A 19178-nucleotide genomic window follows, 5' to 3' on the forward strand; every position below is an offset into this window, starting at 1 on the left:
TCAGAGCACCTCCCGAGGTAGGGTGAACGTCATTTCTTCCTCCGTCAGCGTGTTTTCCGCGACGCTGACTGGCCCCAATCCGCGCAGGGCCCCGACTGTTTCGGACACCAGGCGCGGCGGAGCCGAAGCTCCCGCGGTGAGCCCGATCCGGCCGATCCCGGCGAGCCGGCGCAGGTCGACGTCGCCGCAGCCGTCCACCAGAACCGCCGGGGTTCCCTCGCGTTCGGAGACCTCCACCAGCCGCCGCGAGTTGGACGAATTCCCGGAACCCACGACCAGCACCAGATCCACTTCGCGGGCGATCGCGCGCAAAGCCTGCTGCCGATTGGTGGTGGCGTAACAGATGTCGTCCTTGCGCGGCGCGGAAAGCCCGGGGAATCGTTCGCGCAGCACGGAAGCGATCTCTTCAGCCTCGTCGAGTGCCAGCGTGGTCTGCATGGTGTAGGCGGTCCGCGACGGGTCGCGCACGGTGACCGTCCGAGCGGCCGCGACATCGCCGACGACCACCACATTGTCGGGCGCTTCTCCGACGGTGCCTTCCACTTCCTCGTGCTCGGCATGCCCAATGAGGAACACTGTCTCGCCGCGACCGGTGTAACGGCGGACTTCGTTGTGCACCTTGGTAACCAACGGACACGTCGCGTCCACTACGGACAGTCCGCGGTCCGCTGCGGCTCGCCGAACCGCCGGGGAGACGCCGTGGGCTGCGAAGACGAGCATCGCGCCTTCCGGAACTTCCTCCACCTCGTCCACGAACACCGCGCCGCGCCCCTGCAACTGGCGCACGACGTGGGTGTTGTGCACGATCTGCCGACGCACGTACACCGGCGCGCCGTGCTTCTCGAGCGCGCGTTCGACGATCTCGATCGCCCGCTCCACTCCAGCGCAGAACGATCGCGGACTGGCCAGCAGCACCTTTCGCGGTCCTATGGCTTCAGCCCACGCAGTGATCGCGGGAGCGGCCCGGCGCAGACTCCGCAACCCGGTGAGGCCATTAGCGACCGTCGAAGGATGGAACAGCGGCGCTCCGGCAGTGTCCACAATGGCTCGAACCACAGCGAACGGTTCACCGTCGGCCGCCAGCCAGGCAGACTCCATGTCGACCGCCAGCGCACCACTGGCGGCCAGCGAAGCCCGTTCCCGTTCCCGCACCACGTGCGAACTGCCGGCCACGGGCCCGAGATGGACAGTGAGGCCAAGCCCGCGCAACGCACCCGCCAGCAACGGAGCGGACGGCACCGGCACCACGCCGGAAGGACCGCGCACCTCAGTGGCGACCACCACGTCTCCCGGCCGTACGGCAGGGGTGAGCCCGCCGCCGACCCCCGCGACGATCCGCGGTCCGGACGGGAGCCGGGCCGCAGCGGCGGCGGCCCGGCGAGGCCCGAGTCCGGTGTGGACCGTCCGCGGACCGGGGCCGCGCAGCGCGGCCTGCTCGATCCGCAACGGGGTGCAGACGATCGGGGTCATGACCCGCCCCGTGCATACCGGCCGAGCGCGGACAGCGGGAACACCACGCGATACAGGTGGTACGACAGGTAAAAGTCGCCCGGGAAACCGGTTCCGGTGTGCTTGTCCTCGTCCCAGCCGCCGTCCGGCCGCTGCCGTTCGACCAGCCACTCGACGCCCCGGGTGACCACAGTGGACTCCCGTTCCCCGGCGGCGAGCAGTGCCAGCAACGCCCAAGCGGTCTGCGACGGCGTCGAATCGCCGCGTCCGGCCCACGCCCGGTCGTCGTAGGACCGCAGATCCTCGCCCCACCCGCCGTCGTCGTTCTGGTGCTCGGCCAGCCACTTCACCGCACGCCGGATCCGCGGGTCGCTCCCGGGGACCCCGGCCGCGACCAGCGCGGGCACCACCGCGCCCGTCCCGTACACGTAGTTCGCGCCCCAACGGCCGAACCACGAGCCGTCCTCCTCCTGGTTGTCCCACAGCCACCGAATCCCGCGACGGCATTCGCGAGTGCCGGATTTCCCTTCGGCGGCCAGCATTTCGACCACGTGCGCGGTCACGTCCGCCGACGGCGGATCGATCACCGCGCCGAAATCGCAGAACGGCAGGCGAGTGGTCAGCACCTGCGTGTTGTCCGCGTCGAACGCGCCCCATCCGCCGTCGCTGGACTGCATTCCCTCCAGCCACGCGACGCTCCGGTCGACCGCCTCCCGGATCCGCAGGTGATCCGGTTTGCCCATCCGCCGCAGCGCGAGCACCACCTCGGCGGTGTCGTCGGTGTCCGGGTAGCCGTCGTTGGCGAACTCGAACGCGAACCCGCCCGGTTGCAGCGAAGGCCGCCGCACCGCCCAGTCGCCGGGCACCCGGATTTCCTCGCCGAGCATCCAATCCGCGGCGCGGACCAGGGTTTCGTCGCCAGGGGAGACACCAGCGTCGAGCAGCGCGGTCATCGCCAGCGCGGTGTCCCACACCGGCGACTGGCACGCTTCGAGCCGGCGCACCCAGCCCTGGTCGGTCTTCTCCCGGATGGTGAACCCGTCGAGCCCGGCGATCCCGGCCTTGAGCGCGGGATGGTCGAGCGAGTAGCCGAGCAAGTGCAGCGCGAGGATCGAGTACACCCACGGCGGCTGGATCCCGCCCCATGAACCGTCGGCCTCCTGCCGCGCGAGGATCCATTCCGCGGCCTGCTTGACAGCGAGCTTCCGCACCGGGTTGAGCGGCAGTTTCGCGTACGCGTGCAGCGCGGTGTCGAGGTTCTGGAACACGCCGTCCCACGTCCACGGCGCGCGCGTCTTCGGTGGACGCTTGCCGGTGCGCAGTTCGGCGACATCGAACGGCAGCTTCCGCACCGGGCGCAGGGTGCCGACGATGGTGAGCGGCACGATGGTCTGCCGCGCCCAGCAGGCGAAGTCGTAGACGTTGAGCGGGAACCACGACGGCAGGAAGATCAGCTCGGGCGGCAGGCTCGGCAGGTCGTCCCAGGACCACTGGCCGACCATCGCGAGCCAGATCCGGGTGAACACGCGCGTCGCCTCGATCCCGCCGTGCTCGCGGATCCAGTCGGCGGCCGTGGCCAGCCACGGGGCGTCCGCCGGATCGCCGGCCAGCCGGAGCGCGACCCACGCCTCGACCGTCGTGGACAGGTCCGCCGGGCCGTCCGGGAAGTTCGCCCAGGTGCCGTCGGAGCGCTGCTGCGAGCGGATCCAGCGCGCGGACTCCTCGGCGATCTGCGGGGTGAGGATGCCGAGGAAGTGCCGCAGCAGCAGGTCTTCGGCGTCCATCGTGACGTTGGTGGCGAGTTCGCCCTTCCACCATCCGGCGCGGTCCTGCTCGCGGCGCAGGAACTCGACGGCCGCGCCGACGGTCTCGGCGGCGGTGCGGGCGGCGGGCGCGGAGGCGGAGGTCCGGGGGACGGTCTGGGTCATCACGCTTCCCTTCCGGCGATGAAACGGGCGATCGAAACGAGGTCGTCGCGCGGGCCCGGCGGGATGGCGGCCAGCGCTTGTTCCGCGGTGGCGACGTGCCGCGCCGCTTCCGTGGTGGCCCACTCGCGGCCGCCCGCGTCGTCCACCAGCGCGGCGATCCGCGCGAGGTCCGTGTCGTCGTCTCCGGCGAGCCATTCCGCGAGCAGCCGGCCCGCCGCGCCGCCGTGGGTGGTCGCGTAGGTGATCGGCAGCGACTTCTTGCGCGCCCGCAGGTCGGAGTACACCGATTTCCCGGTGACCGCCGGATCGCCCCAGATGCCGAGCACGTCGTCGACGAGCTGGAACGCGAGGCCGATCTCCTCGCCGAACACCGCCAGCGCGTCGACCACCTCGGCGGGCGCACCGGCCAGCACCGCCCCGATCGCGGCGCTGGCGGACAGCAGCGCACCGGTTTTCCCGGCGGCCATCGTCACGCATTCGGCGAGCACGACGTCGTCGCGCTGTTCGAACGCGACGTCCAGGAACTGGCCGTGGATGAGCCGCCGCGTGGTCTGGGCGATCAGCCGCCCGGCCGCGACCGCGTGCGGGGAACCGCTGTCCAGCACCACTTCCTGGGCGAGCGCGAGCATCGCGTCCCCGGTCAGGATCGCGCTCGCGGACCCCCACAGCGCCCACACCGTCGGCCGGTGCCTGCGTTCGGTGTCGCCGTCCATCAGATCGTCGTGGACGAGCGAGAAGTTGTGCACCAGTTCCACCGCGACCGCACCGGGAACGCCGACCTCGACCGGCGCGCCCGCGGCCTGCGCGGACACCACGGCGAGCGCCGACCGCACGGCCTTGCCGCCGTTGCCCCGCACCGGCACGCCGTTCGGGTCGGTCCAGCCGAGGTGGTAGGCGCTGATCGCGCGGCTGCTGTCGTCCAGCCGGTCGACGGCGGCGCGCAACGCCGGCTGCACGGCGTCCCGGGCGCTGCCGAGCACCGGCGGCACCGCTGAACGCGTCTTTTCGGCAGAAAACAGATTGGCGGTCATGCTCCGACTCCCTCCCTCTTACCGTTGTGCTGAAGGAGGGCGGCGGCCGCGGCCGCGCCGCTGCGCGCGGCGCCCTCCATCGTCGCGGGCCATCCGGTCGCGGTCCACGCACCCGCCAGGTACAGCCCGGGCAGCGCGGTGCGCGCGGGCGGGCGCAGCGAGGCGGTGCCGGGGCCGGGCCGGAACGTCGCGTGCCGCTCGCGGGTGACGAAAAAGTCGAGCACCCGCGCGCCGCGTGCTTCGGGCAGCAGCGCCAGCAGTTCGGGCAGCAGCTGTTCGCGGAGTTTCGCGGTGGGCAGGTCGATCTGCGCGTCCGCGGCGGACAGCGACATCGCGAGGTACTGCCCGGAGTCCAACCCGGACTGCCGCGTCCGGTCGAACACCCACTGCACCGGCGTGCGCACGCCGGCGACGAACGGTTCGTCGAGGACCTTCCGGTCGAGCACCACGTGCACGTTCACGATCGGCGAGCTGCCGAGGCCGCCGGACCAGCCCGGCGGCAGCCCGATCGCCCCGGGCGGCGCGAGCTGTTCGGTCACCGGCGGGGGAGTGGCGAGGACGACCTGGCTGAACTCCTCCTCGCCGCGATCGGTGACGACCCGCCAGCCTTCGCTGATCGCGCGCACCTTCGTGCCGGCCCGGACGTCCGCGCCGGCCTCGAGCAGCCGTTCGCGCGCCGGGTCGCCGTGCAGTTCCCGCAACGGCACCAGCGACCATCCGATGTCGGCGGCGGCCGGATCGGTGAGCAGGCCCTCCTGAAACACCGTCGCGGCGAGACTGAGCGACGCGTCGTCGGCCGTCGCGTTCAGCGTTGCCACGCCGACCAAATCCCACAACGCTTCGATCGCCGCCGCGCTCTGTCCGTGCCGCCGCAGCCATTCCCCGAAGGACTGACGATCCGTGCGGTCGGCCTTCGGATCCACCCGGCGCAACGCGAGCGCGGCGAGTGCGAACCGGGCCCGGTCGAGCGGGCGCAGCGGGTCGTAACGCAGCAACGAGGTGGCCAGGTGCAGCGGCGCGGGGAGGTCGTCGCGGCGCAGCCAGGTCGGCTCCGTCGCGCCCGGCAGACGGATCGGGATTTCCAGCCGCGGCTGCAAAGTCACCCGATCGGCGACGCCGAGCCGGTCGAGCAGCGCGCGATAAGCGGTGCAGCAGCGGAGAAACACGTGCTGTCCATTGTCGACCCGCAGCTCGCCGCGAGTGAACGAATGCGTGAGCCCGCCCAGATACGGCCGCGCCTCGAAGAGCGTCACCGCACGTCCGGCGTCGGCGCAAGCGAGCGCGGCGGCGATGCCCGCGAGCCCGCCGCCGACCACCGCGACCGGGGCGGTCATCGCCCGATCCCGGTCAGCGCCCGGAACGCGACCACCGCCTTTTCCCGGCCGGACAACGAAAGCCGCCGGTCGAACACGCGCGCGGGCTGTTCGTCGATCCGGTCCAGCAGGGTGCGGTAGATGCCCGACATCGCGGTGCAGCACGCGGCGCTGCGACCGTCCAAAGAGGGCACCAGGCGGAGACCGCGGGAGTACCAGTCGCGGGCCCGCGCGGCGCTGTCGTGGATCAGCGCGGTGAGCCCGCCTTCGGGATCGGCGAGCTTCCCGTCGGGGCCGACGGACAGTTCGACGCCGAACCGGTCGAGGTCCTCTTTGGGCAGATACACCCGGCCGCCCAGCAGGTCCTCGCGGATGTCGCGCAGAATATTGGTCTGCTGCAAGGCAATCCCCAGCTCGTCGGCGTACACCGGCGCGTTCGGCTCCGGACGGCTGCCGAACACGCCGAGGCACAGCCGCCCGACCGAACCCGCCACGCACCGGCAGTACTCGACCAGTTCCTCGAACCGCACGTACTCGCGGCCGGTCACGTCCATCTCGACGCCGTCGAGCAATTCCTCGAACGCGCCGAGCGGAATCGGGTACCGGCGCGCCGCGTCGGCGACCGCGACGTACACCGGATCGGCGGTCGCGGACAGGTCGCCGAGCGATTTCCGGACCCCGGCGAGCCCCTGCAGCTTCGCCTCGGCGGAGGCTTCGGTGTCGTCGCCGATGTCGTCGATGATCCGGGCCAGCGCGTACACCGCGCACAGCGCCGCGCGTTTGTCCGGCGGCAGCAACCGGATTCCGTAGTAGAAGTTACGAGCTTGTTTCCTGGTGACTTCCGCGCAGTGCGCGTAGGCCTCGTCCACTGTGCCCAGTGCCGTCATCCGGACCGCCTCCTCGTGCCGACTTGCAGCCACCCCAGCCAACTCAGCAGCCCGGCCCGGCTCGGCCGGACCGGTGCGGACAGCACGTCGCCGCCGCTCGCGCGCAGCGCGTCGACCGTCGCGAGCCCGCCGGCGAGGAAGCCGCTCACCGCGAACCGCCCCCAGCCCGACAGGCGCCCCAGCAGATCCGCGCCGCCGCCAAGGAGGGCGGCGGCGCGGTCGGTTTCCCACCGCATCAGCGCTTTCATCTCCGGCGACGCGTGCGCGGCGCCCAATTCCTCCTCGGCGACGCCGAACTCGGCGAGATCCTCCTGCGGCAGGTACACCCGCCCGTTGCGGTAGTCCTCGCCGACGTCCTGCCAGTGCTCCACGAGCTGCAGCCCGGTGCAGATCCGGTCGGACAGCTCCGCCGCGCGCGGATCGCGGACGCCGAGCAGGTCGAGCACGATCCGCCCGACCGGGTCCGCGGAAAGCCGGCAGTACGCCAGCAGGTCCGCGAAGACCGGATAACGGTGCACCCGCTGGTCCTGGATGTTCGCCTGGACGAGCCGCTGGAACGGTTCCTCGGTCAGCCGTCCGGCGCGGATCGCGGGGAGAAGTCCACGGACAGCGGGATCTTCCGGTTCCCCGTTGCCGAACGCCGCGGACAGGTCCGCCGAGAACGCCTCGAGCTGCGCGATCCGGTCGCCCTCGGCCTCGTCGCCCAGATCGTCCACAGTGCGCGCGACGGAATAGACCGCGACGAGGTCGGCGCGCAGCTGTTCCGGCAGCACCCGCAGGGCCACCGGGAAGTTTTCCGCGCGCCGTTTCTCTCGCAGCCCCGACGCGTCCGGGGCGTGCCGGACACCCGCTGTGGATCTCATCCCCGCCAGTGTCGCGCCCCCGGACGGGCGGCTTCTGCCGCCGGAAAGCGAATTTCGGTGGCTTCGACTTGGCACGAGAGGCCAAAGTGGGGACAGGATGTCCCGAGGCGACCCGAGACCGCTGCCTGCGACGGAAGGACTCCCGGACACATGGGACCAGATCAGGTGACCCGGCTTGACGAACTGGAGACGGTGGTGGCCCGCCGGCTGCCCGCCATGCTCAACGAGGTCCGCGACCAGCTCGCGGACGAACATCCCGACTACGCGGAGTTCCTGACCGAAGAACTCGCCGACCTCGTCGCCGCCAGCGCGGGATTCGTCCGGCGGCTGATCGACATGGCGGCCGAACCCGACGAGCGGCTGCCGGAACTGGGGTCCGGCGTCGAGCAGACGGTGTTCGAGGAAATCGGGCGGGCGCAATACCAGCAGGGCAGGCGCGTCACGAGCCTGCTGTCGGCTTACCGGGTCGGCGCGCGCGTGGCGTGGCGGCACGTTTCGGAAGCGGCGCTCGATCTCGAGGTGCCCGCCGAACTGTTCGCCTCGCTCGCCACCACCGTGTTCGCTCTGGTGGACCAGCTTTCGGAATCGTCGCTGCGCGGTTACTTGCAGGAGCAGTCGGACGCGGTGCGCGCGCGGGAACGGCTGCGCGACGAACTGACCGCGCTGCTGCTGTCCGACCGCGCGGACAAGGCCGCGGTGCGCGCCGCGGCGGCGCGCGCGGACTGGCGGTTGCCGAAGCACGCCGCGGTCGTGCTGGTGGAGGACGACAACGAGCTGGGCCGGGAATTGGTGTTCCGCCTCGAAGACAGCTGCCTGCGGCTGCGCAGGCCCGGCGTGGTCGTGGCGATCGTGCCGGACCCGGGCGGTCCCGGCAGGCGCGCGTGGCTGGCCCGTGCGCTGCGCGGCGGCGGCGCGGTGGTCGGCGCGACGGTGCCGCTCGACCGGCTCCCGGCCAGCCTGCGCATCGCCGAGGTGACCGCCCGGCTGCGGCGGGACCACCTGCTCAGCGACGATCCGGTGTTCGCCGACGAGCATCTCGACGCGATCATCGTGCACCGCGACGACCGGCTGCTCGACGTGCTGCGAAGACAAGCCCTTGCCCCGCTTGACGAGCTGAACGAATCCGCGCGGGAACGGCTCTCCACCACGCTCACGTCGTGGCTGCTGCATCTGGGGGACCGCAAGGCGGTCGCGGAGGACCTGCACATCCATCCGCAGACGGTGTCCTACCGGCTCGGCCGCCTGCACGACCTGTTCGGGCCGTCGCTGGACGACCCGGCCGTGCGCGCGACGCTCGTGCTGGCGCTCGCTTGGGGGCCGCCCGGGGAAGCGGACGAAATCGCCTGATCGGGGAATTTCCCTGATGCGGCAGCACAGTGGACGTGCTTGGCTCGCGGAAGCGGGGGCGTCCCGGGGGAGGAGGTGTGCGTGGACCCGTCAGCTTTCGGCGCCGAACCGCGCCGCGAGCGCGCGGTAAAGGCCGGGTGCCGCGCCGCGCAGCGCGACGGGGATTCGCAGCCAGCGCGGCACGTAGTAGTCGCCCGGCCGCGCGGCGGCGCGCACCACGGCGGCGGCCACGCGTTCGGCGCTCACCGGACGGGGCGTGCTGCGGGTGAACGGACGGCCGCGACGCTCGAAGAATTCCGTGCGCACCACGCCGGGAACTACGGTTCCGACGGTTACTCCAGTGCCGTGCAACTCGAATCGAAGGCTGTCGGCGAAAGCGTCTACACCGGACTTTGCCGCGGCGTACACCGCTTCCCCGGCGACGCCGGTGCGTCCGGCGATCGACGACACGAAAACGATCTGCCCGCGGTCGTGTTCCAGCATCGCGGGCAGGAGTGCGCGAGTCAGGTCGAGCGGCGCGGTCAGGTTCACCGCGACGAGGTGCCGCAGCCGTTCCCCGGACAGCTCGGGCAGGGGGCCGGCCCAGCCGAGACCGGCGTTGTTGACCAGCAGATCCACCGATCCGGTGATCGCCAGCGCGCGGTCGGCGAGATCCGCCGCGGACCCGGGGTCCGCGAGGTCGGCGGCGAGCGCGGTGCCGCCGGTTTCCTTCGCGAGGACGGCCAGCCGGTCCTCGTTCCGGCCGTGCAGCAGCACGTGGACGCCGGAGCGGGCGAGCTGCCGCGCGGTGGCGGCTCCGATGCCGGAGGACGCGCCGGTGACCAGCGCGGTGCGGGCCATCAGGCGGCGGGCAGCGCGGCCGGGCGGTGGCCCATGCGCAGCGTGATGCCCGCCGAGCGCAGCGAGCGCCGGAACCACCACAGCGAACCGGCGATGGCCAGCCCGATGATCGAATACGAGCCCGCGGTGCTCACCATGAGGAAGTCGCCGACCGTTTCCCGCGCGAGCATCAGCAGCGTCACGCCGCCGTTCACCGCGAAGACGAGTCCCCACAGCACCGACACGCGCTGGAAGAACCGGCGCATTCCGGGGTGTCCGGAGAGCGTTTCGGGGAATGCGCAGAAATCGCCCGCCAGCCGCGCGAGCAGCGGTTTGTTGAACGGCGCGGAGATCAGGAACAGGCTGGCGACGAGGAAATTCTGTAGAGTCGGCTGCAGGAAGTACAGGAAAGCGCTGCCGGTGGCCAGGCCCAGCACAGTGCGCGCGACCAGCAGAGCCGTGGTCAGCAGCAGCACGGCGGGGATCTTCTTGCGCAGCGCCAGCCGGGCGCCCACCACGGCGACCGACCAGCACAGCGCGGCGATGACCCCGCTGTCGAAGCTCACCAGGGTCAGCAGGAGATAGAACAGGCCGGCCGGGACCAGCGTCGACTCCAGCAGGTGCCGGCCCCCGTCCACGACGAGACGGCGGAACGAGGGGAGGTCGATCGTGTGGGGGTGTCGCATGCGGGTTCTGCTGCCTCCGGTGCCAACCGGGCGACTCGGCCTCGGACAAGGCTTGAGCATAAGCACGGCGGATGGGGACGGTGTGAGGTGAAGAGTCCGTGACAGTTACGGGGATGTCGCTGGTCGTGGCTGTCCCCGCCGCCGTCGCCGGCGCGGCGTGCATGGGACTCGCGAGCGCAGCGCAGGCCAGGGCGACCAAAGAGGTGGAAACCGGCAAACCGCTCGACCTGACGCTCTTCAAGCGGCTCGTCGGACGCCCATTGTGGCTCATCGGGATCGCCGCGACCATCCTGGGTCTCGTCCTGCAGCTCGTCGCGCTCGCGTTCGGGCCGTTGCTGCTGGTCCAGCCGCTGCTCGTGACGTCGCTCATGTTCGCGGGCCTCGCGTCCGCGCGGCTGGAGCGCCGCCGCCCGGACCGCACGATGAGTGCCGGCGGCTTGCTGTGCGTGGCCGGGCTCGCCGCGTTCCTCGTCATCGCGCGGCCGAGCGGCAACGGCGAGACGCTCGTCAGCGGCGGCGACCTGCTGCCGCTCGGCATCGCGCTCGCCGCGCTGACCCTGGTCTCGCTTGTTGTTGCCGCGTCAACGAATTCGGGGTCGTGGCGGGTGCTCGGGCTGGCCGTCGCGACGGGCGTGCTGTACGGCCTCACCGCCGGACTGATGAAGGTGGTCGCGGGCCAGTTCCGCGTCGGGATCGACGAGCCGTTCCGGCACTGGACGCTGTATCTGGTGTGCGTCGTGGGGCCGCTGGGGTTCCTGTTGAGCCAGAACACGTTCCAGCAGGGCCGGTTCCTGACGCCCGCGCTCGCCGTCATCACCGCGCTGGACCCGCTGGTCGGCGTCGCGATCGGGCTGTCGTGGATGGGCGAATCGGCCGACGGGCGGCCGCTCGCGCTGTTCGGCGAGGCGCTGGCCGGGCTGGTGATCGTGGTCGGGATCGCGCTGATGTCCACCCGCGCGTCGCATTTGTCGGCGGAATCGGAAACGCCGTCCGCTGAATCACCGGAAGAGCAAGAACCCGGCGAACGGCCTGATTCGGACCCGGACGACGGGTACGGCCTCGCCGGGACCGCCTGTTAGCCGAAAAGGGGGCAGCGTTGGAGCGCGTGCTGATCGTGTCCGCGAACATGGGGCAAGGGCACAACGCCACGGGACGCGCGCTCGAGGACGCGATCCGGCAGCGCTGGCCGGACGCGACCGTGCGGTGGGTCAACGCGCTGGAACGGCTCGGTCCCGGTTTCGAGGGGCTTTTCCAGCGGATTTACGTCGCCAACGTGGAAAGCGTACCGTGGCTTTACGAGTTCTTTTACGCCGCGATCTGGCGGATTCCGTGGTTCGCCGCCGCGTCGCGCTGGTTCACCGCGTCGTGGTGCGGCAGGCGGCTCGCGAAGCCGGTCGCCGAATTCGCGCCGGACCTGGTGCTGTCGACGTATCCGATGGGTACCGCGGGACTGGCCTGGCTGCGCCGCAAGGGAAAACTGCCCGTGCCGATCGGTGCGTGGGTTTCGGACTTCGCGCCGCATCCGTTCTGGGTTTACGGCGCGGCGGATCTCACCATGGTGATGCACGACGTCGCGGTCGCGCCCGCGCTGCGCTCGTCGCCGTCGGCGCACGTCGGGGTGTCCGCGCCGCCGGTGCGCGCGGTGTTCCGCCCTGGCGACCAGACGGCGGCGCGGCAGGAACTGGGCTTGCCGCCCGACGCGTTCGTCCCGCTGGTTTCGTGCGGCTCGTTGGGTTTCGGCGAGATCGAAACGACGGTGCGGGAGCTGCTGGCGGCCGATCCGTCGGTGGCGCCGATCGCGATCTGCGGCCGCAACGACGCGGCGGCCGCCCGGCTGCGCGCGCTGGGCGAACCGCGGTTGCACGTGGTCGGGTGGACGGACCAGCCGGAGCGGTACACGCTGGCGGCCGACGTCGTCGTGACGAACGCCGGCGGGGCGACCTCGCTGGAGGCGCTGGCGTGCGGGCGTCCGGTGCTGATGCATCACCCGATCGCCGCGCACGGCAAGGCGAATGCCCGGTTGATGGCCGCGGCCGGGCTCGCCCTCGTGTCCGCAAAGGACGGCGAGCTGGCCGAGACGGTGCGGGGCCTGCTGGCGGAACCGGAACGGCTCAAGGAGATGGCGGAAGCGGTCGCGCGGCATTGCGAAACCGCTGCTCCGCTGGTGGAGGCGCTGGAATCGCTCGTCTCCGCGCCGTTGAACCCGCCGACGCAGCGGCTGCGGCCGGAGGACGCGCTGTTCGTGCACGTGGCCACGCCGGAGGTGCCGCAGCAGGTCGGGGCGGTGTTGCTGTTCAATCCCAAGGCGGACGGCACGCCGGTCACCCGCGCGGACGCTGAGCATCTGCTTTCCGCGACGCCGGGCTTGCGGACGCGATTGCTGCCGGGCAGCGGGTTGTGGCGCGCGCGATGGCAGGAGGATCCGGGGCGGACGTCGGCGGATGTGCTGACTTCCGTGCGGGTCGGCCCGGACGCGCCGTTGGACGAGGCGTTGACGCGGGAGATGGACGCGTTCTTCTCGGAGCCGGTGTCGCCGGAACATCCGGTGCGGGCGCGGCTGGTGACCGGGATCGAGGGGGAGCAGGGGGCGTTGCTGATCGCGCTGCACCACGCGGCCAGCGACGGGATCGCGGTGATCAGCGCGCTGGTGGGGCAGGCGCGCGGGAAGGAGCCGTTGGCGCCGGTGGCGGTGCCTCGGCGGCGGGGGCGGCGGGACCGCCCCAATGCCACATTGGGTGCGTCTGGCGCACCGAACGCCACTTTGGGTGCGTCGGATGCACCCAATGCCACATTGGGGCGCAGCGAGTCTCACCCCGAGCGGAGTGCGGTGCGGGCCGGGCTTGCCGCCCTGACGGCACCGGTCCGCGGGGTGCTCGCGCGCGCGGCGGGGCCGGTGTGGCACGGACTCGAGCGACCGGCGGGATCGCCCGGCGGCTCCCGGCCCGAGCCCGCGCGTTCGAAGGCCGCCTCGCACCATCAAGCCGCCGAGTTGGCGCGCGGGGTCTGGACTCTCGCCCGAGCCGGTGCCGCACCCCGGGTCGGCTGGGACAAGCGGATCGACAGCCCACGGCGGCACTTCGCCCGGGCCCACCTCTCCGCCCCCGAAGTCCGGAAGGCCGCGCGGCGAACCGGGGTGCCGACGACCAACCTCGTCCTCGCGCTCGTCGCCGAGGCGCTGCATCGCGAACTCGGCGGGGCCGCGCCGGAGCAGCTTCGGGTGTTGATCCCGATGTCGGTCCGCGACACCGGGACCTTCCGTCAGCTCGGCAACCACACCGGCGCGGCTTCGGTGGATCTGCCGACGGGCGCGATGTCGCTGTCGGAGCGGGTACTGGCGACGGACCGGATGCTGTCCGCCCAAGTCGGCCGCGGCGCGCCCCGGGCGGGCAACGCTGTCGTGCGCGTGCTCGGGGTTCTGCCTCCGGCGCTGCACCGCCGGGCGGCCAAGCTCGTCTACCGCGGCACGTGGTTCAGCGTCATCGCCTCGGTGCTTCCCGGCGCGCGGTCGCCGGTGGTGCTCAACGGGGCCCTCGTCCGCACGGTGTACCCGGTTTTGTCGCTGGCTCCCGGCGTCCCGGTCGCGGTCGGCATCATGACGTGGGCGGACCGGTTCACCGTCTGCATCACCGTGCCCGCCGGGCAAGAGAAGCGCGGGGACCGGCTGGCGGCCGCGGTCGTGGAGGCGTTCGGGCGGGTGTGATTACCGCGAGAAGTGCGTCCGGGGGCGGGGGAGAAGTTCGCCGTCTACTTCGATGTCCACCATCTCGTTGTAGAACGCCACGAGGCCGGCGATGGGCTGGACCGCCGCGGCCGGGTAGGCGTACGTCCAGGCGAGGTGTTCGTGCCGGACGTCGCCGACGCGGACGGACCAGTAGCCGGACGTCTCGCCCTTGTACGGGCAGGCGGTGACCATGCCGGGTTCGGCGACGAGGTGCGTGAAGTCGACTTCGGTGCGGTTGAAGTAATACCGCGTCGGGAGGCCGGTTTCGAACAGCAGCACCGGTGACGACGACTCCGCCAGCGTCGCGCCGTTCAACTGCACTCGGACGTGTCGTGTGGAGCGCAAAGCGTCCACCCGCGTGTACGGGTTGCGCGGGTGGACGAAAATCTGTTCGTCCTCTTCGAACCAGGCGTCAAGCGCGTCCCATTCGAACCGGACATGTCCAGGCAGGACAGAGTCGTTTACCCAAGCGGCAGCAGGCTTTTCGACCTCGCCGACGCGCAGCGAGAGGCGCCCGTCGTCTGCCGGGAGCAGCGTGCCGGGGAGAACGTCGTCGAGCGGGAAGTAGAACTGCGGGTAATAGGGCCGTTCCCAGACGTATTTGGCCCGGATGCTGTCCACGATGGTCTTCCCGGCGAGCACTCCGCGCACTCGCCGGGGGACCGGTTCGACGTGTCCGGTTTCGACTGCTGCCGCTGGATAGTCGGTCATCGGTCAGCCGCGCTTCGGGAGTTTCCAGCCGGGGCGCGGGAAGTGGCAGGTGTAGCCGTGCGGGTAGCGCTGGAGGTAGTCCTGGTGCTCCGGCTCCGCCTCCCAGAAGTCGCCCGCCGCGGTGACCTCGGTGACGACCTTGCCGGGCCAGAGGCCGGAGGCGTCGACGTCGGCGATGGTGTCTTCGGCGATCTGCTTCTGCTCGTCGGTGGTGTAGAAGATGGCGGAGCGGTAGCTGGTGCCGATGTCGTTGCCTTGGCGGTTTTTGGTGCTGGGGTCGTGGACCTGGAAGAAGAACTCCAGGAGGGTGCGGAAGTCGGTTTGCGCGGGGTCGTAGGCGACCTCGATGGTTTCGGCGTGGGTGCCGTGGTTGCGGTAGGTGGCGTGGGGGACGTCGCCGCCGCTGTAGCCGACGCGGGTCGCGGTCACGCCGGGCTGGTGGCGGAACAGCTCCTCCATGCCCCAGAAACACCCGCCGGCCAGGATCGCTTTTTCCGTCATTTCCTTCTCTCCCATCGGGGAATCCGTGTACAGGATGACGCCGCGGCGGCGGTCGCTATTCCGCTCGCCGGGGGCCCGGTCAGAACTCCGTAATATCTCCCTCCGCCGCGGCCGAGACGAACAGCTCCAGCAGCGTGCGCAGAGCCTGCGACGGCGGGCGCTTCGCGGAGACGACGACGGTGAGCGGCCAGGTCAGGGAAGTGTCGGCGAGCGGGATCGACACGACGTCCGGGAGGTCCAGCCGGGCGGTGCCGGGCAGGACCGCGACGCCGAGCCCGGCGGAAACGTAGCGCGGCACCGTCCGCAGGTCGGCGACCTCGGCGGCCACCCGGCGCGAAAGCCCGAGCGAGGCGAACTCCCGGTCGACGGCCAGCCGGTTCCCGAAGCCGCGCGGACAGTCGACGAACAGCTCGCCGTCCAGTTCCGGCAGCCGGACCGACTCGCGGGCGGCGAGCGGATGGCTGTCCGGCAGCACGGCGTAGTACGGCACGCTGGCCAGCTGCGTCGCGTCGAGGCCGCCCAGCTCTGCCCGGGAAAGGCCGAGCAGTGCGACGTCGAGCCTGCCGTGGCGGACGTCGTCGGCGAGACCGGACGAACCGGTGAGGGACACCGTCAGATGCAGGTCGACCAGCGGGTGCCTGCGGTGGAACGCGCCGAGCAGCACCGGCAGATCGAACGCGTTCATGCTGGTCAGCGTGCCGATCCGGAGGCTCCCGCGCAGACCGGCGGACGCCTGCTGCACTACGTCGCGGGCCCGCTCCACCGAGTCCAGCGCCGCCTTCGCCTCGGGCAGGAAGAGCGCGCCCGCGGTGGACAGTGCGACCCGGCGGGTAGACCGGTCGAACAGTGTCGCGCCGAGGTCGGTCTCCAGCGCGCGGATCGTCGCCGAGACCGTGGACTGCGTGGCGAACAGCCGCCGGGCCGCCCGCGTGAAGCTCAGCTCCTCGGCGACCGCCACGAAGTACTCCAGCTGCCGCGTCTCCATGCTCTGATTATCGCGGATCCCGATAACTGTGACCAACACTTTTCGTTGGACTTGATGAGTGGAGCGGGGGATCGTTTCAGGGGTAGGTTCCCGCTTGGAAGGTCGACATGGTCACCACAGCTCCGCCCGCTCTCACCGCCCCGGCCGGATGGCGCGTCAGCCACGGCTGGGGATTCCGGGTCATCGCTTTCGCGTTCGCCGCGTGCCTCGCCTTCTCCACCGTGCCCACCCCGCTGTACGCGATTTACCAGCAGCGGGACGGGTTTCCGACGTTCCTGGTCACTGTCATCTTCGCGGCGTACGCGGTCGGTGTGATGGCCAGCCTCTACCTCGCCGGGCACGTCAGCGACTGGCTGGGCCGCCGCCGCGTGATCCTCGCTTCGACGCTCGCCGAGGCCCTGTCGGCGGTGTTGTTCCTGCTCTGGCCGGAGGTTCCCGGCCTGCTGATCGCGCGGTTCGTGTGCGGCGCGGGCATCGGCGCGCTGACCGCCACCGCCACCGCGCACCTGTCGGAACTGCGGGCCGTGACCCGGCCGGACCAGGATCTCGGCCGCTCCGGCTTGATCGCCACCGTGGTGAACATGGGCGGCCTCGGGCTCGGCCCGGTGGTCGGCGGCGTCTTCGCGCAGTACATCGGCAGCCCGCTGACCAGTACGTTCGTCGTGTTCCTGGTGGTGTTGCTGGTGGCGGCGTTCGCGGTGTGCCTGGTGCCGGAGACCGTCGAACGCCGTGAGGAACGTCCGGCTTACCGGCCGCAGCGGGTGTCGCTGCCCGCCGGGGCACGGCCGGCGTTCGTGGGCGCGGCGATCGGGGTGTTCGCCGCGTTCGCGATCACCGGGCTGTTCATGTCGCTCGCGCCGACCCTGCTCGCCGAAGGCCTGCACGAGCACAGCCGGATGCTCGCCGGGGTCACCGCGGGCTCGATGCTGGGCGCGGCGGCGGTGGCGCAGGTGGTCTTCGCTTCGATGGCGGCACGGTCGCAGCTGCGGCTGGGGTTCGTGCTGATGCCGATCGGGCTGGCGGTGCTTTCGGCGGCCGCGTTGTTGCCCTCGCTGGCGCTGTTCCTGGCGGGTTCGGTGATCGCCGGGAGCGGGATGGGCCTCGGCTTCCGCGCCGCGGTCGGGACGGTCGCCGCGCTGGCCGATCCGCTGTCCCGCGGCGAGGTGCTGGCTGGGATCTTCCTCGCGGCCTATGCCGGGCTGGTGGTGCCGGTGCTGGCGGTCGGGATGACGCTGCTGTGGGTGCCGAGCCCGCTCGCGCTGGTCGGCTTCTCGGCGGCGGAGCTGGTGCTGCTGGGGTTCTCGGCCTGGCGGGTGCTGCGGACCGCGTGAGCTCGGGCGGTGCCGGTCCATGGCCGCCGGAAGTCCGTGAAGGACTCCTTGAGGGAACCAGATTCCCTCAAGGAGTCCTTCACGGACAGCGGGTGGTGGCGGCCCTCGTCAGGCGACCTCGGTGGATCGGGTCCGGGCGGCGCGGGCGCTCCATCGTCCGTCGTGGCGGTCCACGCGGATCGGGTGGCCGAATGCCCGGCTGATGCTGGCCGTCGTCACCGCCTGGTCGATCGGCCCCGACGACACCACCGAACCGTCCGCGACGAGCAACGCGTGCGTGGTCGTTTCGGGCAGTTCCTCCAGGTGGTGGGTGACCACGATGGAGGCGAGCCGGGGATGGGTCCGGGTCAGCAGGTCGATGGTTTCGAGCAACTGCTCGCGAGCCGCGACGTCCAGGCCGGTGGACGGTTCGTCGAGCAGCAGCAGCCGGGGGTCGCTGATCAGGGCGCGAGCGATCAGGGCGCGGCCGCGTTCGCCTTGGGACAGCGTCGGCCAGCGTTCCTCGGCCTTGCCGTTCAGGCCGAGGAGAGCGACCAGTTCGTCGGCCTGGGCGACCTGCGCGGCGGTGGGCCGCCAGCGCGGCGGCGTGTCGATGCTCCCGGTGGCGCCGGTCAGCACGACCTCCCGGATGGTGAGCGGCGAACGCAGCGGATGCCGCGGGTCGACGTGTCCGATGCTGCGGCGCAGCGCCTGCAGTTCGACCCGGCCGAGCCGCCCGCCGAGGACGTCCACGGTACCGGCGGTCGGGTGCGTGACCGCGCCGCAGAAACCGAGGATCGTGCTTTTCCCGGCTCCGTTCGGGCCGAGCAGCGCCCAGTGTTCGCCCGCCCGCACGGTCAGGGTCACGCCGTGCAGGATCTCCTTGCCCTGCCTGCGGAACACGACGTCGGTCAGCTGCAGCACGACCTCGCTCACGAAAGTGCCTCCTTCAAGGCGGTCAGGTGGCCCCGGCTCAGTTCCGCGGCGGCGGACGCGTCCTTGTCCGCGATCGCGTCGACGAGCGCCAGATGCGCGGCTTGGTCTTCCTCGGGGGAGGTGATCGGCCGGGCGCGCAGCAGGTCCGTCATCGCGCGGTGGACCCGCGGGACGAAACTGTCGAACAGTTCGATCAGCACGTCGTTGTGCGCGGCGACGAGCACTGTGCGGTGGAACGCGGTGTCGGTGTCCACCAGGAATTCGACGTCCGGGTCGCCGATCGCGCGGGCGGCGAGCGCGCGGCGGATCGCGCGCAGGTCGGTCGGCGTGCGCCGGTGCGCGGCGAGTGCGGCGGCCTCCGCTTCGATGGCGATGCGCGCCTCGATCACCGCGCCGATGGTGGCGCGGCGCAGCACCGCGTCCCAATCCTCGGCGACGTCGAGCGCGGTCACGAAAACCCCGGAACCCTGACGGGAATCCAGCACGCCTTTGCCCGCCAATTCGCGGATCGCCTCGCGCAGCGTCGAACGGCCGACGCCCAGTTGCGCGGCCAAAGTCGTTTCCCCGGGCAATTTGTGACCCAGCGCCCATTCGCCGGAGCGAATGCGCGCCAAAAGGACTTCGGCGGCCTGCGCGGCGAGCGGGTGCCGGTGCACGAGAGGGGGCATCGGAGGGCTTTCCGGTCGGGGAA

At 71.4% G+C, this 19178-nt stretch carries 17 protein-coding genes; 4 read left to right on the forward strand and 13 right to left on the reverse strand.

Annotated features, from left to right (window positions below):
- The 6 genes from ispH to hpnC are packed head-to-tail and all read right to left on the reverse strand — an operon-like array spanning position 1 to position 7471.
- The gene (gene ispH, locus L3Q65_RS06035; RefSeq protein ID WP_237598987.1) at positions 1–1470 is read right to left on the reverse strand and encodes a 4-hydroxy-3-methylbut-2-enyl diphosphate reductase; all 1470 of its coding nucleotides are present in this window, start codon (positions 1468–1470) and stop codon (positions 1–3) included.
- Positions 1467–3377 (reverse strand): squalene--hopene cyclase, encoded by a 1911-nt coding sequence (gene shc / locus L3Q65_RS06040; protein ID WP_237598988.1) that lies wholly within the window; start codon positions 3375–3377, stop codon positions 1467–1469. The genes ispH and shc overlap by 4 nt, the downstream gene beginning before the upstream one ends.
- Positions 3377–4408: a polyprenyl synthetase family protein gene (locus tag L3Q65_RS06045; RefSeq protein ID WP_237598989.1), complete on the reverse strand. Its 1032-nt coding sequence runs from the start codon at positions 4406–4408 to the stop codon at positions 3377–3379. Before L3Q65_RS06045 ends, shc begins: the two co-directional genes overlap by 1 nt.
- Positions 4405–5742, reverse strand: coding sequence for a hydroxysqualene dehydroxylase HpnE (hpnE, locus tag L3Q65_RS06050; RefSeq protein WP_237598990.1), 1338 nt, complete (start codon positions 5740–5742; stop codon positions 4405–4407). The genes L3Q65_RS06045 and hpnE overlap by 4 nt, the downstream gene beginning before the upstream one ends.
- Positions 5739–6608 carry a presqualene diphosphate synthase HpnD gene (gene hpnD / locus L3Q65_RS06055; protein WP_182891952.1) on the reverse strand — a complete coding sequence of 290 codons (870 nt, stop codon included), beginning with the start codon at positions 6606–6608 and terminating at the stop codon, positions 5739–5741. Before hpnD ends, hpnE begins: the two co-directional genes overlap by 4 nt.
- Positions 6605–7471 (reverse strand): squalene synthase HpnC, encoded by an 867-nt coding sequence (gene hpnC / locus L3Q65_RS06060; protein ID WP_237598991.1) that lies wholly within the window; start codon positions 7469–7471, stop codon positions 6605–6607. Before hpnC ends, hpnD begins: the two co-directional genes overlap by 4 nt.
- Before the next feature lie 150 nt (positions 7472–7621).
- Here hpnC and L3Q65_RS06065 point away from each other — a divergent pair, with 150 nt between their 5' ends.
- Positions 7622–8818: a CdaR family transcriptional regulator gene (locus L3Q65_RS06065; protein ID WP_182891951.1), complete on the forward strand. Its 1197-nt coding sequence runs from the start codon at positions 7622–7624 to the stop codon at positions 8816–8818.
- Between the two features lie 90 nt (positions 8819–8908).
- Here L3Q65_RS06065 and L3Q65_RS06070 read toward each other — a convergent pair whose 3' ends face one another.
- Positions 8909–9658, reverse strand: coding sequence for an SDR family oxidoreductase (locus L3Q65_RS06070; protein ID WP_237598992.1), 750 nt, complete (start codon positions 9656–9658; stop codon positions 8909–8911).
- Positions 9658–10323 (reverse strand): VC0807 family protein, encoded by a 666-nt coding sequence (locus L3Q65_RS06075; RefSeq protein WP_237598993.1) that lies wholly within the window; start codon positions 10321–10323, stop codon positions 9658–9660. Before L3Q65_RS06075 ends, L3Q65_RS06070 begins: the two co-directional genes overlap by 1 nt.
- A 98-nt stretch (positions 10324–10421) precedes the next feature.
- On the opposite strand from L3Q65_RS06075, the gene L3Q65_RS06080 reads away from it, so the two are divergent.
- Both L3Q65_RS06080 and L3Q65_RS06085 read left to right on the forward strand, forming a co-directional pair.
- A complete protein-coding gene (locus tag L3Q65_RS06080) occupies positions 10422–11402 on the forward strand; it encodes a DMT family transporter (protein WP_237598994.1) in 981 nt (326 codons plus the stop codon).
- Positions 11403–11428: 26 nt separating this feature from the next.
- A complete protein-coding gene (locus tag L3Q65_RS06085; RefSeq protein ID WP_237600854.1) occupies positions 11429–14023 on the forward strand; it encodes a WS/DGAT domain-containing protein in 2595 nt (864 codons plus the stop codon).
- On the opposite strand, the gene L3Q65_RS06090 is transcribed toward L3Q65_RS06085, so the two are convergent.
- From L3Q65_RS06090 to L3Q65_RS06100, 3 genes are all read right to left on the reverse strand, one after another.
- Positions 14024–14755 carry a DUF427 domain-containing protein gene (locus tag L3Q65_RS06090; RefSeq protein ID WP_237598995.1) on the reverse strand — a complete coding sequence of 244 codons (732 nt, stop codon included), beginning with the start codon at positions 14753–14755 and terminating at the stop codon, positions 14024–14026.
- A gap of 3 nt (positions 14756–14758) precedes the next feature.
- Positions 14759–15256 (reverse strand): peptide-methionine (S)-S-oxide reductase MsrA, encoded by a 498-nt coding sequence (msrA, locus tag L3Q65_RS06095; RefSeq protein ID WP_237600855.1) that lies wholly within the window; start codon positions 15254–15256, stop codon positions 14759–14761.
- 79 nt (positions 15257–15335) lie between these two features.
- A complete protein-coding gene (locus L3Q65_RS06100; protein ID WP_237598996.1) occupies positions 15336–16241 on the reverse strand; it encodes a LysR family transcriptional regulator in 906 nt (301 codons plus the stop codon).
- A 107-nt stretch (positions 16242–16348) separates the two neighbouring features.
- Between L3Q65_RS06100 and L3Q65_RS06105 the strand changes: the two genes are divergently transcribed.
- Positions 16349–17572, forward strand: a complete 1224-nt coding sequence (locus L3Q65_RS06105; protein WP_237598997.1) for an MFS transporter — start codon at positions 16349–16351, stop codon at positions 17570–17572.
- 108 nt (positions 17573–17680) lie between these two features.
- Here the strand turns inward: L3Q65_RS06105 and L3Q65_RS06110 are convergent, their stop codons facing one another.
- Positions 17681–18487, reverse strand: coding sequence for an ABC transporter ATP-binding protein (locus L3Q65_RS06110; RefSeq protein ID WP_237598998.1), 807 nt, complete (start codon positions 18485–18487; stop codon positions 17681–17683).
- Positions 18484–19155 (reverse strand): FadR/GntR family transcriptional regulator, encoded by a 672-nt coding sequence (locus tag L3Q65_RS06115; RefSeq protein WP_182891944.1) that lies wholly within the window; start codon positions 19153–19155, stop codon positions 18484–18486. The genes L3Q65_RS06110 and L3Q65_RS06115 overlap by 4 nt, the downstream gene beginning before the upstream one ends.
- Positions 19156–19178 lie beyond the last annotated feature (23 nt).

The sequence above is a fragment of the Amycolatopsis sp. FU40 genome, assembly GCF_021903635.1.
Taxonomy (GTDB): Bacteria; Actinomycetota; Actinomycetes; order Mycobacteriales; family Pseudonocardiaceae; genus Amycolatopsis; species Amycolatopsis dendrobii.

Bases quoted from the DNA above. Each gene is read 5' to 3' on its own strand.
- ispH (WP_237598987.1), bottom strand. From the start codon at position 1,470: ATGACCCCGATCGTCTGCACCCCGTTGCGGATCGAGCAGGCCGCGCTG.
- shc (WP_237598988.1), bottom strand. From the start codon at position 3,377: ATGACCCAGACCGTCCCCCGGACCTCCGCCTCCGCGCCCGCCGCCCGC.
- L3Q65_RS06045 (WP_237598989.1), bottom strand. From the start codon at position 4,408: ATGACCGCCAATCTGTTTTCTGCCGAAAAGACGCGTTCAGCGGTGCCG.
- hpnE (WP_237598990.1), bottom strand. From the start codon at position 5,742: ATGACCGCCCCGGTCGCGGTGGTCGGCGGCGGGCTCGCGGGCATCGCC.
- hpnD (WP_182891952.1), bottom strand. From the start codon at position 6,608: ATGACGGCACTGGGCACAGTGGACGAGGCCTACGCGCACTGCGCGGAA.
- hpnC (WP_237598991.1), bottom strand. From the start codon at position 7,471: ATGAGATCCACAGCGGGTGTCCGGCACGCCCCGGACGCGTCGGGGCTG.
- L3Q65_RS06065 (WP_182891951.1), top strand. From the start codon at position 7,622: ATGGGACCAGATCAGGTGACCCGGCTTGACGAACTGGAGACGGTGGTG.
- L3Q65_RS06070 (WP_237598992.1), bottom strand. From the start codon at position 9,658: ATGGCCCGCACCGCGCTGGTCACCGGCGCGTCCTCCGGCATCGGAGCC.
- L3Q65_RS06075 (WP_237598993.1), bottom strand. From the start codon at position 10,323: ATGCGACACCCCCACACGATCGACCTCCCCTCGTTCCGCCGTCTCGTC.
- L3Q65_RS06090 (WP_237598995.1), bottom strand. From the start codon at position 14,755: ATGACCGACTATCCAGCGGCAGCAGTCGAAACCGGACACGTCGAACCG.
- msrA (WP_237600855.1), bottom strand. From the start codon at position 15,256: ATGACGGAAAAAGCGATCCTGGCCGGCGGGTGTTTCTGGGGCATGGAG.
- L3Q65_RS06100 (WP_237598996.1), bottom strand. From the start codon at position 16,241: ATGGAGACGCGGCAGCTGGAGTACTTCGTGGCGGTCGCCGAGGAGCTG.
- L3Q65_RS06105 (WP_237598997.1), top strand. From the start codon at position 16,349: ATGGTCACCACAGCTCCGCCCGCTCTCACCGCCCCGGCCGGATGGCGC.
- L3Q65_RS06115 (WP_182891944.1), bottom strand. From the start codon at position 19,155: ATGCCCCCTCTCGTGCACCGGCACCCGCTCGCCGCGCAGGCCGCCGAA.